At 64.1% G+C, this 612-nt stretch carries 1 pseudogene; it reads right to left on the reverse strand.

Annotated elements, in window-relative coordinates:
• Nucleotides 1–13: 13 nt before the first annotated feature.
• Nucleotides 14–612: pseudogene (locus PKKP23_RS33555) on the reverse strand (hypothetical protein); the annotation flags it as partial.

The following is a 612-nucleotide window of genomic DNA, read 5'->3' on the forward strand; positions in this document are numbered from 1 at the left end:
TGCATTTGCCGTGTCACGTGCCCGCCGTGGCGAACAACGCCTTGCGGTATATCTCGACGTTGGTCGACGTGTCCGGCTGGTTCTCCATGCGCGGCGCGCTTCCTCTCCTGAACGCGCCTGCCTCGATGATCTGGCTCAGCTGCAGGTAGTTGCCGATGTCGAATAGCTCGACGCGGCCCGGGTAGTAGCGCGAGAACTGCATGAAGGTCTTCGTGCGTGTCGCGATGACGGGCCGGTTCAGATTGACCGCCATCGACATCGGCCCGGAAGCGGACTGTCCCACCTCGAGGTAAGGCAGCAGCACCGCATCGCATACCGCCATGGCGTGCGGGAACTGGTCGTCGCTCATCGGACCCATGAAGTGGGTGCGCCGCGAGATATCGGACACGTGACGTGTCCGCGCGAGACGCAGCAGGTCGTCCACCGATGTGGTGAGACTGATCGCCTTGCCCTGCCCGTTTCCCACCTCTTCGAGCCAGTTGCGCCCGGGGCTTACGATCCTCAGCAGTTCGGCGATGTAGGGGTCGAGCGGCACGCCCTGCTGGATCGCCTCGGGGTGCACGCCCCCGAAAATGGCGAGGTGATAGTTGTCGGGAAGCAGATGCAGCGCGC

The organism is Paraburkholderia kururiensis JCM 10599 = LMG 19447 (genome assembly GCF_003986935.1).
GTDB lineage: Bacteria > Pseudomonadota > Gammaproteobacteria > Burkholderiales > Burkholderiaceae > Paraburkholderia > Paraburkholderia kururiensis.